General features: G+C 65.7%; 15 protein-coding genes. All 15 read left to right on the top strand.

What is annotated here, in order from left to right; translation table 11 throughout:
* Window positions 1–41 precede the first annotated feature (41 nt).
* The 15 genes from EEB15_RS08160 to EEB15_RS08090 all read left to right on the top strand — a co-directional run bounded on the left by EEB15_RS08160 (window position 42) and on the right by EEB15_RS08090 (window position 14345).
* Complete coding sequence (locus EEB15_RS08160; protein WP_141509673.1) at window positions 42–2441, top strand: 3-hydroxyacyl-CoA dehydrogenase/enoyl-CoA hydratase family protein; 2400 nt, start codon at window positions 42–44, stop codon at window positions 2439–2441.
* A gap of 105 nt (window positions 2442–2546) precedes the next feature.
* Complete coding sequence (locus tag EEB15_RS08155; protein WP_141509341.1) at window positions 2547–3752, top strand: acetyl-CoA C-acyltransferase; 1206 nt, start codon at window positions 2547–2549, stop codon at window positions 3750–3752.
* Between the two features lie 20 nt (window positions 3753–3772).
* Window positions 3773–4642, top strand: coding sequence for an alpha/beta fold hydrolase (locus tag EEB15_RS08150; RefSeq protein ID WP_141509340.1), 870 nt, complete (start codon window positions 3773–3775; stop codon window positions 4640–4642).
* A complete protein-coding gene (locus tag EEB15_RS08145) occupies window positions 4639–5472 on the top strand; it encodes an acyl-CoA thioesterase II (protein ID WP_233259410.1) in 834 nt (277 codons plus the stop codon). Before EEB15_RS08150 ends, EEB15_RS08145 begins: the two co-directional genes overlap by 4 nt.
* Before the next feature lie 4 nt (window positions 5473–5476).
* Complete coding sequence (locus EEB15_RS08140; RefSeq protein WP_141509339.1) at window positions 5477–6211, top strand: SDR family oxidoreductase; 735 nt, start codon at window positions 5477–5479, stop codon at window positions 6209–6211.
* Window positions 6212–6811, top strand: a complete 600-nt coding sequence (locus tag EEB15_RS08135; protein WP_141509338.1) for a 2-hydroxychromene-2-carboxylate isomerase — start codon at window positions 6212–6214, stop codon at window positions 6809–6811.
* Complete coding sequence (locus EEB15_RS08130; protein WP_141509337.1) at window positions 6808–7572, top strand: enoyl-CoA hydratase; 765 nt, start codon at window positions 6808–6810, stop codon at window positions 7570–7572. The genes EEB15_RS08135 and EEB15_RS08130 overlap by 4 nt, the downstream gene beginning before the upstream one ends.
* 2 nt (window positions 7573–7574) lie before the next feature.
* Window positions 7575–8402 carry an NAD(P)-dependent oxidoreductase gene (locus EEB15_RS08125; protein WP_141509336.1) on the top strand — a complete coding sequence of 276 codons (828 nt, stop codon included), beginning with the start codon at window positions 7575–7577 and terminating at the stop codon, window positions 8400–8402.
* 118 nt (window positions 8403–8520) lie between these two features.
* A complete protein-coding gene (locus tag EEB15_RS08120) occupies window positions 8521–10650 on the top strand; it encodes an esterase-like activity of phytase family protein (RefSeq protein WP_141509335.1) in 2130 nt (709 codons plus the stop codon).
* Between the two features lie 75 nt (window positions 10651–10725).
* Entirely contained in the window at window positions 10726–11037 is a 312-nt protein-coding gene (locus tag EEB15_RS08115) for a hypothetical protein (RefSeq protein ID WP_141509334.1), read from the top strand.
* 76 nt (window positions 11038–11113) lie between these two features.
* Window positions 11114–11470, top strand: a complete 357-nt coding sequence (locus EEB15_RS08110; RefSeq protein ID WP_141509333.1) for a YciI family protein — start codon at window positions 11114–11116, stop codon at window positions 11468–11470.
* A gap of 107 nt (window positions 11471–11577) precedes the next feature.
* Window positions 11578–12000 (top strand): YciI family protein, encoded by a 423-nt coding sequence (locus tag EEB15_RS08105; RefSeq protein WP_141509332.1) that lies wholly within the window; start codon window positions 11578–11580, stop codon window positions 11998–12000.
* A 10-nt stretch (window positions 12001–12010) separates the two neighbouring features.
* Window positions 12011–12535: an SRPBCC family protein gene (locus tag EEB15_RS08100; RefSeq protein WP_141509331.1), complete on the top strand. Its 525-nt coding sequence runs from the start codon at window positions 12011–12013 to the stop codon at window positions 12533–12535.
* Window positions 12536–12656: 121 nt separating this feature from the next.
* Window positions 12657–13061 (top strand): VOC family protein, encoded by a 405-nt coding sequence (locus tag EEB15_RS08095; protein WP_141509330.1) that lies wholly within the window; start codon window positions 12657–12659, stop codon window positions 13059–13061.
* 12 nt (window positions 13062–13073) lie between these two features.
* Window positions 13074–14345 (top strand): RNA polymerase sigma factor, encoded by a 1272-nt coding sequence (locus EEB15_RS08090; protein ID WP_141509329.1) that lies wholly within the window; start codon window positions 13074–13076, stop codon window positions 14343–14345.
* Window positions 14346–14637 lie beyond the last annotated feature (292 nt).

The following is a 14637-nucleotide window of genomic DNA, read 5'->3' as shown; positions in this document are numbered from 1 at the left end:
GCCAGGCCGAGCCTGGCGCCAACAGCGAAAGGCGAAAGACCATGAGCCGATTCCAGGTGAAGAAAGTCGCCGTGCTCGGCGCGGGCGTGATGGGCGCGCAGATCGCTGCACATCTCGTCAACGTGAAGGTGCCGGTCGTGTTGTTCGACCTGCCGGCCAAGGAAGGCCCGAAGAACGGGATAGTGACCAAGGCCGTGGAAGGGCTGAAGAAGCTCAAGCCCTCGCCGCTGGGCGTGGCCGACGACGCGTCGCTAATTGGCCAGGCCAACTACGAAGAGCACATGGAGCAGTTGAAAGACTGCGACCTCATCATCGAGGCCATCGCCGAGCGCATGGACTGGAAGCTCGATCTCTACAAGAAGATCGCGCCTTTCATCGCGCCGCACGCCATCGTCGCGTCCAACACCTCGGGCCTGTCGATCACCAAGCTGTCGGAGGCGCTGCCCGAAGAGATCAAGCCGCGCTTCTGCGGCATCCACTTCTTCAACCCGCCGCGCTACATGGTCCTGGTGGAACTGATCAACACGCCCACCACCGACGCGCACATCCTCGACGACCTGGAGACCTTCGTCACCAGTGGCTTGGGCAAAGGCGTGGTTCGCGCCAAGGACACGCCCAACTTCATCGCCAACCGCGTCGGCATCGCCGGCATGCTGGCGACGATGAAGGAAGTCGAAAAGTTCGGCCTCACGTACGACGTGGTGGACGACCTGACCGGCAAGAAACTGGGCCGCGCCAGCTCCGGCACCTTCCGCACCGCCGACGTGGTGGGCCTGGACACCATGGCGCACGTCGTCAAGACGCTGCAGGACAACCTGAGCGCCGACACCGATCCGTTCTACGAAAGCTTCGGCACGCCCCCCGTGCTCAAGACGCTGCTCGAAATGGGCAACCTGGGCCAAAAGGCCAAGGCCGGCTTCTACAAGAAAGTCGGGCGCGACGTGCTGCGCTTCGACCTGGAGACGAAGGACTACGTGCCGGGCGGCGAGAAGGCCGACGAGGTCTATGGCCGCATGCTCAAGAAGGCACCGGGCGAGCGGCTGAAGCTCTTGCGCAATTCCGAAGGCGCACAGGGCCAGTTCCTGTGGGCGATTCTTCGCAACAGCTTCCACTATGCCGCCGTGCACCTGGCCTCGATTGCCGAAACCGCGCGCGACGTCGACTTCGCGATGCGCTGGGGCTTCGGCATGAACCAGGGCCCGTTCGAGCTCTGGCAAGAGGCGGGCTGGCTGCAAGTGGCCAACTGGATCCAGGAAGACATCGAATCCGGCAAGGCGCTGTCGAAAGCGCCGCTGCCCGAGTGGGTGTTCAAGGGCCCGGTCGCCGATGCCGGCGGCGTGCACACGCCGCAAGGGTCCTGGAATCCCACGACGAAGAAGTTCGAGCCGCGCCGTGTGCTGCCGGTGTATTCGCGCCAGCATTTCCCCGAGACCGTGCTGGGCAGCGATGCGCCCAAGTTCGAAACGTCCGGCAAGACGCTGCACGAAGACCATGCGATCCGCCTGTGGACCATGGACGATGAAATCGTCATCGCCAGCATCAAGACCAAGATGCACGCGATCAGCCCGGAAGTGGCCGAGGGCTTGCAGATGGCCGTCGACCTGGCCGAGAAGGACTACCAAGGCGTGGTGATCTGGTCGGGCGACGACCCATTCAGTGCCGGCGCCGACTTGCAAGCCATGCTGCCTGCCTTCATGGCGGTGGGCGTGAGCGCGATCGACGAGGCCGAACACCACCTGCAGCAGACCATGCTGCGCCTGCGCTACGCCAACGTGCCGGTCATCTCCGCGATCCGCGGCATGGCGCTCGGCGGTGGCTGCGAGATCGCCATCCATTCGGCCAAGCGCGTCGCCGCAATGGAAAGCTACATCGGCCTGGTGGAAGTGGGCGTGGGCCTGGTGCCCGGTGCCGGCGGCCTGACCTACATCGCGCGCCGCGCCGCCGAGAACCAGGCGAAGTCGGTCCACAAGGACATCCTGCCCTTCCTGACCGAGGGCTTCACCGCCGCGGCCATGGCCAAGGTCGGCACCAGCGCGATCGAGTCACGCCAGTTGGGCTACCTGCTGGACAGCGACACCATCGTTCCCAACAAGGACGAACTGCTTTTCGTCGCCATCCAGGAAGCCAAGGCAATGTTCACCGCTGGCTACCGCCCCCCGCACAAGCGCCAGTTCCCTGTCGCAGGGCGCAACGGCAAGGCCACCATCCAGGGCCAACTGGTCAACATGCGCGACGGCGGCTTCATCAGCCACCATGACTTCCACATCGCGTCGCTGATCGCCAACGTGGTGACCGGCGGCGATGTCGACACCGGCACGCTGGTCGATGAGGAATACCTGATGACGCTGGAGCGCCAGGCGTTCTGCTCGCTGCTGACCCACCCGAAAACCCAGGAACGGATCATGGGGATGCTATCCACCGGCAAGCCGCTGAGAAATTAACCCACCCCCGAAGCGCCTTTGGCGCCTCCCCCTCGAGGGGGCGACACCAGCGGCCCGGCAAAGCCGGTTCCGCGGTGTCTCTCGAATGGAAGTCAGGAGATTGACATGAAACAGATTCAAGAAGCCTACATCGTTGCCGCCACCCGCACACCCATCGGGCGTTCGCATCGCGGCTACTTCCGCAACACGCGGCCCGACGACCTGCTGGCCACGGCGCTGCGTTCGGCGCTGGCGCAGGTACCGGGCCTCGATCCGCAGGCGATCGAAGACGTGATCTGCGGCTGCGCGATTCCGGAAGCGCAGCAGGGCCTGAATGTCGCGCGCATCGGCGCGGTGCTGGCCGGCCTGCCCAAGAGCGTGGGCGGCATCACCGTCAACCGCTTCTGCGCATCGGGCCTGTCGGCCGTGCAGATGGCGGCGGACCGCATCCGCGTCGGCGAGGCCGACGTGATGATCGCGGCCGGCACCGAGAGCATGAGCATGGTGCCGATGATGGGCAACTCGCCTTCGCTGTCGCCGACGATCTTCACCGATCCGGAAGACATCGAGAGCTACGGCATCGCCTACGGCATGGGCCTCACCGCCGAGAAGGTGGCGCAGCGGTGGAAGGTCTCGCGCGAGGCGCAGGACGAGTTCGCGTACCACTCGCACATGAAGGCCATTGCCGCGATGAAGGCCGGCGAGTTCGCTGGGGAAATCACGCCCGTCGACGTGTCCGAGCGCACGGTGGACCTGTCGTCAGCCGAGGTGTCCGTGAAGACACGCACCGTCAACCTCGACGAAGGCGCGCGGCCCGACACCACTGTCGAAGGCCTGGCCAAGCTGCGGACCGTGTTCGCAGCACGCGGCTCGGTGACCGCGGGCAACAGCTCGCAGACGTCCGACGGCGCAGGCGCGTTGATCCTGGCGAGCGAGGCCGCCGTCAAGCGCTTCGGCTTGAAGCCGCTCGCCCGCTTCGTGAGCTACGCGAGCCGCGGTGTGCCGCCGCACATCATGGGCATCGGCCCGATCGAAGCGATTCCCGCTGCGCTCAAGTACGCCGGACTCAAGCACGACGATATCGACTGGTACGAGCTCAACGAGGCGTTCGCTGCGCAATCGCTGGCCGTCATCAACACGCTCGGCCTGGATGCGAGCAAGGTCAACCCGATGGGTGGCGCGATCGCGCTCGGCCATCCGCTGGGCGCGACGGGCGCTATCCGGTCCGCGACAGTCGTGCACGCCTTGCAGCGCAAGAATCTGAAGTACGGCATGGTGACGATGTGCGTGGGCATGGGCCAGGGCGCCGCGGGGATATTCGAGAGGGTGTGAGAGCTTCAAAGGAGCGCGACATGAAGGCTGAGATCATCGAATCCGTGGACGGTGCGAAGCTTTCATCGCGCGTCTACGAACCCGACAGCCCCGACCGCGGCAGCGTGGTCATCGGCGGCGCGATGGGCGTGCGGCAGGACTATTACGCACCGTTCGCGCAGTGGCTGGCCACGCAGGGCTGGCGCGTCACAACCTTCGACTACCGCGGTTCCGGCGATTCCGGTCCCAGCGGCAACGGCCTGCGCGGCTTCAAGGCCGACCTGTTCGACTGGACGCACGACTACGAGGCAGCCATCGACCATGCCAAGGCCGCGCTGCCGCAAAAGCCACTCTACCTGCTGGGCCACAGCCTGGGCGCACAGTTGCCTGGGTTGCTCAACAACCAGCACAAGGTCGACGGCATGCTCAGCGTCGCTGCAGGCAGCGGCTACTGGCGCGAGAACGCGCCGCAGCTCAAGCGCATCGTGTTCTATTTCTGGTACGTGCTGGTGCCGCTGGCCACGCGCCTGTTCGGCTACTTCCCCGGAAAGAAGCTGCGCAAGGTGGGCGACCTGCCGACAGGCGTGGTGATGCAGTGGCGCAAGTGGTGCCTCACGCCCGGCTACAGCGTCGGGGCCGAAGGCGAGTCCGTGCGCCAGCGCTACGCCAATGTCCGCTTCCCGGTGCATGCGCTGTCGATCACCGACGACGAGTTGATGACGCTCGGCGGCACGCACACGCTCGTCAACCTCTACGAGAACTCGCCGCGCGAAGTGCAGCGTATCGCGCCAGCCGACCTGGGCGTGCGGCGCCTGGGCCACTTTGGCCCGTTCCGTCGCGAACACGAGGCCCAACTCTGGCCGCGCATGGCGGGTTGGCTGGCAGCGCTTTCGGTTCCCAAGGCCGCATGACGGACACCGCTGCGCCCATGGCTCCGCACGCCTTCGACGTCGCCATTGCATTGGCCCCTCAAGGCGACGGCGTGTGGCAGGGCCACACCAGCCCTGCTTATGCAAACATGATCGGCCCGTTCGGTGGAGCAACCGCGGCGCAGGCGCTCAATGCAGTGCTGCAACACCCGCAGCGCCTGGGCGAACCGGTGGCCTTCACCGTCAACTTCGCGGCTGCCCTGGCTGATGGACCGTTCTTCGTGCATGCGCGGCCGGCCCGCACCAACCGCTCGACCCAGCACTGGACCATCGAGATCCGGCAGGGTGGCGAGGTTATGTTGACTGCGACAGTGTTCACCGCGGTGCGCCGTGCAACGTGGAGCAACTCCAGCGAGAGCGCCATGCCACAGGCGCCGCAGCCCACCGACCTGCCGGCGCCAGACCCGCGCGGGCGCGTCGAGTGGATCAAGCGGTACGACATGCGCTTTGTCGAAGGCGGGTTCCCGGCGGCGTGGGACGGTGGCGACCACCCGGAAAGCCGTACGCGCCTTTGGGTGCGCGACGAGCCGGCCCGCCCGCTGGACTTCGCTTCGCTCACCGCGATGTCGGACATCTTCTTCCCGCGCATCTGGCTGCGGCGCGCGACGTTGGTGCCGATCGGCACCGTATCGATGACGGTGTACTTTCATGCCGGCAGCGAGCAGCTGGCAGCGTCGGGAACGGGTTATCTGCACGGGCAGGCGCGGGCCCAAAACTTCTTCAACTGCTACTTCGACCAGACCGCGCAGCTGTGGAACGAGAAGGGCGACCTGCTGGCCACCACGCAGCAGATCGTCTACTACAAGGAATGAGCTGATGAAGCCCGTCGCACTGATCATCGGCGCAGGAGATGCGACCGGCGGCGCCATCGCGCGGCGCTTCGCCAAGGGCGGCTACACCGTCTGCGCTACTCGCCGGACACTCGACAAGCTGCAGACGCTCATTGAAGAGATCAAGGCTGATGGCGGCCAGGCCCACGGCTTCGCCTCGGACGCGCGCAAGGAAGAAGAAGTCGTCGCGCTGGTCGAGCAGGTCGAGTCGACCATCGGCCCCATCGAGGTGCTGGTGTTCAACATCGGAGCCAACGTGCCCAGTTCCATCCTCGATGAAACCGCGCGCAAGTACTTCAAGATCTGGGAGATGGCCTGCCTGGGCGGTTTCCTCAATGGCCGCGAAGTCGCGAAGCGCATGGTGGACCGCGAAGGCGATGGCCACAAGGGGACGATCATCTTCACAGGCGCGACCGCGTCGCTGCGGGGATCGGTCAACTTCGCTGCCTTTGCTGGCGCCAAGCACGCATTGCGGGCGCTGGCCCAGAGCATGGCGCGCGAACTGGGGCCGCGCGGCATCCACGTCGCGCACACCATCATCGACGGCGCCATCGACACCGAATTCATCCGCGAGAACTTTCCAGAGCGCTACGCGACGAAGGCCAGCGACGGCATCCTCAACCCGGACCACATCGCCGAGAACTACTGGATGCTTCACAAGCAGCCCCGTGACGCCTGGACCCACGAACTCGACTTGCGTCCCTGGAATGAGAAATTCTGAATGACCAAGACCGTTGAGTTCTATTTCGACGTCGGCAGCCCGGCGGCCTATCTCGCGTGGATGCAGTTGCCGCGCCTCGCCGCAGAAACGGGCGCCCGCGTCGCCTACAAGCCAATGCTCCTGGGCGGCGTATTCCAGGCCACGGGCAACCAGTCGCCGATGACCATCGCGGCCAAGGGCCGCTACGTGATGATGGACCTGGAGCGGTTCGCGCAGCGTGACGGCGTCCCGTTCAGCCACAACGCGTTCTTCCCGATCAACACGCTCACGTTGATGCGCGGCGCCACCGGTTTGCAGATGCGCGATCCGTCGCGCATGGTTGCGTTCGTCGATGCGGTCTACCGCGCGATCTGGGTCGAGGGCAAGAACATGAACGACCCCGTCGTGGTGGCTCAGGTCCTCGGTGTCGCCGAGTTCGATCCGGCCCAGCTGCTGGCGCTGGCGGGCGACCCCGAAGTCAAGGAGCGCCTGAAAGCCGTGACGCAAGACGCCGTCGTGCGCGGCGTGTTCGGTGCGCCCACCTTTTTCGTCGATGGCCAGATGTACTGGGGCCAGGACCGTCTCGATTTCGTCCAACAAGCTTTGAAAGCCACACCATGAGCGACATCCTTACCCACGCCGAGGCCGGCGTGATGACCATCACGTTGAACCGCCTCGACCGCAAGAATTCGATCACGGCCGCGATGTACGGCGCGATGGCCGATGCACTGGCCGCGGCGGAAGCCGACACGAGCATCCGCGTCGTCGTTCTGCAGGGGCATGAAACCGTGTTCAGCGCCGGCAACGACATCGGCGACTTCCTCAACAAGCCGCCTGCCGGTATGGATTCGCCGGTGTTCCGCTTCCTGCACGGCATCGCCATGTTCACCAAGCCGCTGTTGGCGGCAGTGTGCGGGCCGGCTGTCGGTGTCGGCACGACGATGCTGTTCCATTGCGACCTGGTCTATGCCGGCGACAACGCGGCGTTCTCCATGCCCTTCGTCAACCTGGGCCTGTGTCCGGAGGCGGCGTCGAGCCTGCTCGTGCCGCAGATGCTCGGCTACCACCGCGCGGCGGAAGCGTTGTTGCTGGGTGAACCGTTCATGGCTGAGGCCGCGTTGGAAGTCGGTCTCGTCAACCGTGTCGTCCCGCCGACTGAGGCCAACGGCATCGCACAGGCCGCGGCCCGCAAGCTCGCGGCCAAGCCACTCAGCGCGATGGTTGAAACCAAACGCCTGATGAAGAAGGGCCAGCAGCAATTGGTGCTGCAGCAGATGGCTGATGAAGGCAAGAGCTTCTCGCGCATGCTGGGCGAACCGGCCGCCAAGGAAGCATTTGGTGCGTTCATGGAGAAGCGCAAACCCGACTTTTCAAAGGTGTAAACATGTCCCTCAAAGGCAAGACCCTGTTCATCACCGGTGCCTCGCGCGGCATCGGCCTCGCCATCGGCAAGCGTGCTGCGGCCGACGGCGCCAACGTCGTGATCGCGGCCAAGACCACGGATCCGAATCCCAAGCTGCCCGGCACCATCTACAGCGCGGCCAAGGAGATCGAGGCGGCGGGCGGCAAGGCTCTGCCGTTGCAAGTCGATATTCGCGAGGAGGAAGCCGTCCTCGCCGCCGTCGCGAAAGCCGTCGAAACCTTCGGCGGCATCGACATCCTGGTCAACAACGCCAGCGCGATCAGCATGACCGACACCGAGCACACGCCGATGAAGCGCTATGACCTGATGAACGGCATCAACGCGCGCGGCACCTACTTGTGCACACAGGCCTGTCTTGCCGAGCTGAAGAAATCCGCGGCGGCCGGCCGCAACCCGCATGTGCTCAACATGTCGCCGCCGCTGTCGATGAAGCAGCACTGGTTCGAGAACCACACCGCGTACACCATGGCCAAGTACGGCATGAGCATGTGCACGCTGGGCCACTCGGGCGAGTTCAAGAAGTACGGCATCGCCGTCAACAGCCTGTGGCCGCGCACGGCCATTGCGACCGCGGCGCTGCAGATGATCCCGGGCGTGGACGTGAACATGTGCCGCACGCCGGAGATCCTCTCCGACGCCGCCTGGTTCATCCTCACCAGCGCGAGCAGCAACAGCGGAAACTTCTTCATCGACGATGAGCTGCTCGCGGCGCATGGTGTGACCGACCTGGACAAGTACGCCGTCAAGTCGGGCACCAAGAATTTCATTCCGGATTTCTTCGTGGACTGACGGCGCTCCGGGGGCCGCTGTCATGCGGCCGTCATGAGGAGAGGTTCAACTTCGGCCACCCGTGCCGACAGCTCAACCGCTGCCGGCGCCTTCGGGTGTCGTCTGGAACCTTTCCCCCATGAACAAGAACCACCAACATCATCTGATTGCAATTCTGGCTGCGGCCGCGCTGGTCGCCGCTTGCGGCGGCAGCGACGGCCCGGCTCCGGTGACCGGCGCGTTTCTCGACGCCGCCGTCGAGGGTGTCGACTACACGCCTGGCTCCGCCGTCAAGGCGTCGACCAATGCCCAGGGCCAGTTCACCTGCGGCACGGGCGAGTCCGTCAGCTTCACTGTGGGCGGCATCGCGTTGGGCGCCGCAACGTGCGGCACAGTCATCACGCCGCAGACGTTGGCGAATGGCGCCGGCATCAAGACGGACGCCGTGACCAACCGCCTCATCGCCTTGCAGACGCTGGACGAAGACGGCGACCCATCCAATGGCATCCGGCTGACCTCGGCCGTCAAGACCGCGCTGGCCAGCCGCACGCTGGACTTCACGCTGTCCGCGTCGAGCTTCAACGCTGCGCTGACGGCCACGCTGGCCGTGCTGCCCGAGCCGTACAAGTCGCGCGCCGTCAATGACGACCGGCGCATCCTGGCGCGCGAGCACTTCGAGAACACCCTCGCGTCGACCGTGGGCACGCCCGTCGGCGACACCGTCACTCAATCCAACGGCGCGGGTACGGTCAGCGCCACCATCACCCGCTACCAGATCCAGGCGGCCAAGTCCTTCTACATCCCCTACGAGGGTTCGGTGCAGAAGATCAAGGACGACTTCCCGGACGGCTTCCTGCCCGCCTACGGCTCGGGCCTGGCCTTCAAGAGCAGGCTGGCCGATGGCACGCTCGAGTTCTATGCCATCACCGACCGCGGCCCCAACGGCGACGGCCCCAAGGTGCCCAACACCGGCTCATCGCTTTGCCTCGCGCGTGCCGACGGAACGTGCGACGCCAAGTTCTTCCCCGCACCCAGCTTCGCGCCTTCCATCGGCGTGGTGACGGTGGGCGCCGGCGGCGCCGTGCTCAAGTCAAGCATGCCGATCCGCGTGAGCGCCAACGTCAAGGCGACGGGACTGCCCTATGCCGCCGGCCAGCTCGGCTCGTCCGGCGAAGCGCCGCTGACCGACAACATCAAGTACGAGTCCGCCACCGCAGCCACGTTTGCCACCACCGGCCTGGACACCGAATCCATCGTGGTCGATGCCGCGCGCAATGCCCTGTGGGTGTCGGACGAGTACGGCCCCTTCATCGTGAAGATCGACCCGGCCACCGGCGTCATCCTGAAGAAGTACGGCGCCTCCATTCCCGCCGGCTCCACCATGACGGCTTCCGTCGGCATCACCACCGTGCTGCCGTCGGTGCTGGCCAAGCGCCGCGCCAACCGTGGCATGGAAGGCCTGGCACTGGAGGTGGCCACGGGCAAGCTGCACGGCTTCCTGCAAAGCCCGCTCACCGACCTGTCCGCGGCGGGCGCGCCGGCCTCCGGCACGTATGTGGCGCCGGCCGGCTCCGGATGCGTGGACGGCGGCACCGGCAAGCGCGTCGAGCGCTATGCGCGCTTCGCCCGCTGGGTCGAGTTCAACCCCGACACCGAAACCTCGAAGATGTACGCGTACCCGATCAACTGTGCCGACTACCAGGACAACCGCACCGGCAACGCCAAGCTGGGCGACATGGTGTCGCTGGGCGGCGGCAAGTTCATCGTGATCGAGCAGGGCGCCGCCCCCGGCGGCAAGGTCTTCAACAAGCTGATGCTGGTGGAGATCGCCTCGGCCACCGACATCTCCAAGGCCGAGTTCAACCCCGAGACCTCGGATCTCGAAAAGAGCAGCATGGCCGGTGCCGCCGTCAACGGCTCGGCCGACTACGTCACCGCCGTCACGCCGCTGAAGAAGACCCTGCTGCTCGACCTGAACGCCGCCGGCTGGCTCGCCGAGAAGGCCGAGGGCCTGGCCCTGGTCGACGCGACCACGCTGGCCCTGACCAACGACGACGACTTCGGCCTGCGCACGCTGGTGTTCGATGTCGCGGGCGCGGCGATCCCGGGCGCCGACATAACGGCCTGCACCGCGACCGATGGCGTGCTCAGTGCTTGCGGCACCGGCGTCACCGCACGGGCCTCGCGCGGCGCCGATACGGAACGCCCCAACCGGCTGTGGCTGATCAAGTTCGGCAAGAACCTGGCGGATTTCAGCGTCCCCAACTGAGAACGATCGAGAGAAGAGCGCTTGAAAGTGGGCGGGGGCGGGCATATAACTGGCGTCACCCCCAAGGAGATTGCCATGATGGTCGCCCGCTGGAGTATTGATGCGAAGTTCGGCTACAAGCAGGCCGTGATCGACTCGATGAAGCGCTGGTTGAGCGAGATCGGTCCGCAGGCCGGCGTTGATGCGCAACGCACGCGCTTGCTGACCGGGTCGGTCGGCGCGCTGGAAGCGACGGTGGTGACGGAACATGTGGTCGAGGACCTGACCGAACTCCAGCGCGTGTGGGACAAGCTTGGCACCATTCCCGCGCACCAGCAGTGGAGCAAGGAGCTGGAGCCCAACGTCGTGTCCGGCACCAGCCGCTGGGAAATCTACCGGGTCCTTTGAGCCGGGCAGCGCGCGCAGCTCGTGCGTCTCCCCCGGGCTTTGCAAGGGCGGGGCAGGCTGGTTATCATGACCGCCCATGCCCTACATGCTCCTCATCCACGAGCCCCTCGGCCAACGCCAGACCCGCAGCCGCGCCGAGGGCGAGGCGGTCTATGACCGCATGCTGCGATTCGGCGACGAGCTCAGGAAGCGCGGCGTGTTGCGCGCTGCCGAGTCGCTCGAGTCGCCCGACGCCAGCACCGTGCGCGTCAAGGTCAGCAATGGCCGGCCGCAGGTGCTCGACGGTCCGTTCGCCGAAGCCAAGGAAATGGTGGGCGGCGTTTTCCTGCTGGATGTAGAGACTCGCGAAGAAGCATTGGCCATCGCCGGCCAATGCCCCGCGGCGGAGTGGGCCCAGGTTGAAGTGCGCGCCTGCGCTCCTTGCTATACCTAACTGGGTACGTAGTCGGCGCTTGTCGATCTGGCGTGTAGTGCTTCGTCGTGTGATCAGAGGCGAGCGATTTTCCGACCGCTTCATCGACCCACCGCAAGGAGCCCACCATGAAATTCATGATCATCGTCAAGGCCACGCCCGATTCCGAGGCCGGCCGTTTCCCGCCCGACAGCGACAAGATGTTTGCCGCGATGGCCGACTACCACGAGCAGCTGGCACAGGCGGGCGTGCTTCTGGACGGGTCGGGCCTGCAGCCCAGCAGCAAGGGGTGGCGCGTCCGCTATGACGGCGACAAGCGCACCGTGGTCGACGGCCCCTTCACCGAAAGCAAGGAATTGATCGCCGGCTACACATTGATCCAGGTGCGCAGCCGCGCCGAGGCGATGGAGTGGTCGCGCCGTTTTCCCAATCCGGCGGGCGAGAACCAGCCGGCCGAGATCGAGATTCGCCAGCTTTACGAGATGGAGGATTTTGCCGACATCGCCAAGCCCAAAGACATGGAGCGGTTCAAGGAAATGGGATTCAAGTGAGGAGCGGCACATGATCAAGACCATCGCCCTCGTCGTCCTCGCCGCCATCGGTGTGCTGTTGGCCTTTGCCGCCGCGCAGCCCGACACCTTCAAAGTGCAGCGCAGCGCCAGCATCAAGGCGCCGCCGGACAAACTCCACGGCCTCATCAACGACATGAAGGTGTTCAACACCTGGAACCCGTACAACCTGAAAGACCCGAACATCAAGGGCGAGTACCAGGGCCCGCAGGCCGGGCCCGGCGCCGCCTATCACTTCACCGGCAACAAGGACGTGGGCAAGGGCAGCGTCACGATCACGGACAGCGCGCCGTCCAAGGTCACCATGAAGCTGGACATGATCGAACCCTTCGAAGGCCACAACGTGGTGGAGTTCATCCTGGCGCCCAAGGGCGACAGCACCGAAGTGACCTGGGCCATGCACGGCCCCAGCCCGTACATCGGCAAGGTGATGGGCCTCGTCTTCAACATGGACAGCATGATCGGCCGCGACTTCGAAGCCGGCCTCGCCAACCTCAAAGCAAAAGCCGAAAGATGACCCACCCCCGAAGCGCCTACGGCGCCTCCCCCTCAAGGGGGCGCAACCTGCGGCCCGGCAAAGCCGGTTCCGCGGTCGCCCCCGAAAGATGTGCACAGGTCTAAAGTTAAGGAAAGTCGTCATGTCCCGCAAAATCTTCGTCAACCTCCCCATCAAGAACATGGAGCGCAGCCAGGCGTTCTTCAAATCCCTGGGCTTCTCGTTCAACCCGCAGTTCACCAATGAGCAGGGCGCCTGCATGGTGGTGTCGGACGACATCTTCGTCATGCTGCTGGTCGAGCCGTTCTTCCAGACCTTCACCAAGAAGCCCATCGCCGACGCGACGAAAACCACCGAAGTGCTGGTGTGCCTGTCGGCCGAGAGCCGCGCCGAGGTGGACGCGCTGGTCAAGAAGGCCATTGCAGCGGGCGGCACGTCGCCCAACCCGCCGCAAGACCACGGCTTCATGTACGGCCACGGCTTTACCGACCTCGACGGCCACATCTGGGAGCTGGCGTACATGGACCCGGGGCACGTCCAGGGCTGAACGCTCAGCGCAATGCACTCGGCCACCCACCAGGCGATCGACGCGGTCTGGCGCATCGAGTCCGCGAAGATCGTCGCCACCGTCGCGCGCATGGTCCGCGACATTGGTGTGGCCGAGGAACTGGCGCAGGATGCCTTGGTGGCCGCCCTCGAGCATTGGCCGACCAAGGGTGTGCCGGACAACCCCGGCGCCTGGCTGATGACCACGGCCAAGAATCGGGCACTGGACCGCATTCGCCGCGACAAGTCGCTGGACGAGAAGCTGGAGCAGATCGGCCATGACCTCGAAGCACAGGAGGCATTGATCGTGCCGGACTTCGTGGATGCACTCGACGAAGCACGCGCCGACCAGATCGGCGACGACCTGCTTCGGCTGATCTTCACCGCCTGCCACCCGGTGCTGTCGACCGAGGCGCGTGTCGCGCTGACGCTCAAGCTGCTGGGCGGCTTGACGACCCACGAGATCGCGCGCGCTTACCTGGTGCCGGAGCCGACCATCGCGCAGCGCATCGTGCGGGCCAAGCGCACCTTGACCGAAGCCAAGGTGCCGTTCGAACTGCCGCGCGGCGAGGCGCTGGGCGAGCGGCTGGCTTCGGTGCTCGAAGTCGTCTACCTGGTCTTCAACGAAGGCTATACCGCGACCGCCGGTGAAGACTGGATGCGCCCGGCCTTGTGCGACGAGGCGTTGCGTCTGGGCCGGATGCTGGCCGGGCTGGCGCCCGATCAATCCGAAGTGCATGGCCTGGTCGCGCTGATGGAGCTGCAGGCATCGCGCGCGGCGGCGCGAGTGGACGCGCAAGGCCGCCCGGTGCTGCTGATGGAGCAGGACCGCGGGCGCTGGGACAGGTTGTTGATCCGCCGCGGGCTCGCTGCACTGGAGCGTGCGGAGGCCCTCGGTGGGACGTTGGGCTGCTACGCACTGCAAGCCGCCATCGCCGCCTGCCACGCGCGCGCGCCGGCCGGCGACCAGACGGACTGGAAGCGCATCGCGGCGATCTACGACGCGCTGGCGCAGGTCGCACCTTCACCGGTGGTCGAACTCAATCGCGCGGTCGCCGTCGGCATGGCTTTCGGCCCCGCAGCCGGCCTGGAGATCATCGACCAGTTGCAAGGCGACAAGTCGCTGCGCAACTACCAATGGCTGCCCAGCGTGCGCGGCGACCTGCTGGCCAAGCTGGGCCGCAACGACGAGGCAAGGGTGGAGTTCAAGCGTGCGGCGGAACTGGCGGGCAATGCGCGAGAGCGCGAGCTACTCCTGGCGCGCGCAAAGGCGCTGCCCATCTAGAACAGCTGTCATTGCGGGCTCGACCCACTACTGCCCGAAGTCTGATCTCATCGAAGCGCTGCACAGCGACCGTGTGCGGAGCCATGGACGCCGGGTGGCCGATGCAGCGAATGTCCCCCGTCGGCCTCCGGCCTCCCTCCTCCTTTATTTCGCCGCATCGGCCACCCGGCATCCATGGGAGACCGAGTTGGCGCGCGACGGCCGAATACCAACAACCTTCCCGGATCGGGGTGGTGGGGCGCTCTGCGCAGCGAAATAAAGGAGGAGGGAGCGGCTTGCCGCGACGGGGGAC

Source organism: Ramlibacter sp. WS9 (assembly GCF_003797765.1).
Lineage (GTDB): Bacteria > Pseudomonadota > Gammaproteobacteria > Burkholderiales > Burkholderiaceae_C > Ramlibacter.
This window is presented reverse-complemented; position numbering and strand designations above follow the sequence as displayed.